This window comes from Johannesbaptistia floridana, assembly GCF_057440575.1.
On the sequence record NZ_JALKVM010000198.1, the window covers coordinates 1 to 2,260 of the forward strand.

Sequence of the window (2,260 nt, forward strand, 5' to 3'; positions counted from 1 at the left end):
TGAGTTAAAGAATTGATGCTCAACGCTTAAAAATTGGTATACCTTTGCAAGATATAGGCTAAAGAGAAATGAACTTTTTCTGAGGTTAATTTAGTACATAAGTTCTGGTGCAAGATATGAGTATAACAGAGTGAAAATCAATGAGTGCTGTTGCATCAAGAATCGTTCCATTAAGCGATCGCATAAACCTCATTTTCAAGACGACGCAACCGTAGGGTTGCCTCATATCTTGCACCAGAACAAAAGTACTAAATAGGCCCACAGGCGAAAATCAATTTTTAAGTGGTTAGGATCAATTCTTTTACTCATTACTCATTACTCATTACTCATTACTCAACCACCACAAGTAACTTTCGATAAAGATGCAAGATCTGAGGTTGCCACCGTCAAATTGAGAAGTTCTGCTGCTTTTGCTTCTGAAATCTTACCTAATTTTAAGGTGCAAGATATGAGATATAGCAGTGACCGCAGTGGTGTTAACAACATTTATCACTAACTTTTCCCCCCAACCCCCCGAACCTGCGCTATCCTTTATAAGCAACTCTAAAACCCTTGTATAGCAGGGAGCACCGGAGCACGGGAGCAGGGAGAGGGGTTTTAAGTAAAATTACTTAAGTTGTGGATAAAATGTATATTGCTATACATTATTTTCTTAAACAAAATCTAAAAAAGCACAAACCCACAAGTTGCGGTTTTTGTCAAGTTTTATGTTAAGAAAGATGTTTATAAAGCATAGCTTACCAAGGGGGGCTTTTCATCATTTTTGTCAACATCTATTGGCGAGCTTGCTATACTATAAACTGGTGCTTTGATCTAAGTAACGCACCAAATTATCTTGTGAGTAGGAGATAATCAACTAAATCCGGTTAACTGAAGGGTAGGGTGTGAACCGCGCTCCGCGCGTAACGCACCGTTAGTTGAGTAATGAGTAACGAGTAATAAGTAATGAGTTTTGAAGGTAGCCTGTACGTAGCCTGTAGGTTGGGCAGGGAGATAACCCAACATGATGAGTAATGAGTAACGAGTAATGAGTAATGAGTAAGAAGGTAGCCTGTACGTAGCCTGTAGAGTTGTAGGGTGTGTTAGCGTGAGCGTAACGCACCAAACATGAGTAATGAGTAACGAGTAATAAGTAATGAGTTTTGAAGGTAGCCTGTAGGTTGTAGGTTGGGCCCTGAGTAGGGTGTGAAACGCGACCAAATTAAGTAGGTCGGTATAAATAAACATTAAAAAGTTTATAAATTGTGAATTGGTGTAATCAACTCTGTATATAGCGATCGCTTAATTTTGACTATTTTCACATTTTACACTTAAATTTTGCCGACCTACTTATCTTGTGGATACGAGATGATTAATGGTGCGTTACACGCACGTTAACGCACCCTACAAGTTGCTTTTGATAACCAAAACAAATCAGAGTAGGGTGTGAACCGCGCTCCGCGCGTAACGCACCAAATTATCTTGTGGATACGAGATGATTAATGGTGCGTTACACGCACGTTAACGCACCCTACAATTATCTACAATTATCTGGTCTCTATTTTAAGAGCTTGATTAAATCAAAAAAAGTTAAAATTTTAAGAGCTTGATTAAATCAAAAAAAGTTAAAATTTAAATATAAGCGATTGGTTATAATTTGTCTATCAATCCCTATAAGGAGTAGGAGTCTTTGAGGGTGATTTTGCAGCAGTTGATGTGTCTAGAGGATGAAATAAGAGAGAATTTACAGGCGTTGGAGGCGATGTTATGAAAATTTCCACTCCTTTTAAATGTGTTTCTTTACAAGATGTTGTTTATTTCCAAGAGGGACCTGGTATAAGAAAGTGGCAGTATGGTTTTAGAGGAATTCCTTTTTTAAATATTAGAACTTTTACAGATGAAGGTTTTATAGATAAAAGTATTTGTCAATTTATTAAGTTAGAAGAATTTGAAAATAAATATGAACATTTTTTACTTGATGCAGGTGATTATGTAGTTTCTAGTTCAGGAACTCTCGGTAAATTCGCTGAAATAAGGTCAGATGATTTACCCATAATGTTAAATACAAGTGTGATTAGATTTCGTCCTATTGATGAAAAAATCTTAAATCGTCTTTATCTTAAATGGTTTATTAAATCTCCTCTATATATAAGGCAAATTGAACAGGCTTCAAGGGGTACAGCTATTCAAAATTATGGACCTAGCCATTTGAAAAAAATGATTATTCCCCTACCTCCCCTAGAAGAACAAAAACGCATTGCAGCAATACTAGATAAAGCTG

Annotated in this window: 1 protein-coding gene; it reads left to right on the forward strand. The window is 36.6% G+C overall.

Features of this window, described 5'->3' with window-relative positions; all coding sequences use genetic code 11:
• Positions 1–1,746: 1,746 nt before the first annotated feature.
• On the forward strand, positions 1,747–2,260 hold a 514-nt coding region (locus MW688_RS13215), incomplete at its 3' end, for a restriction endonuclease subunit S (protein ID WP_486736476.1).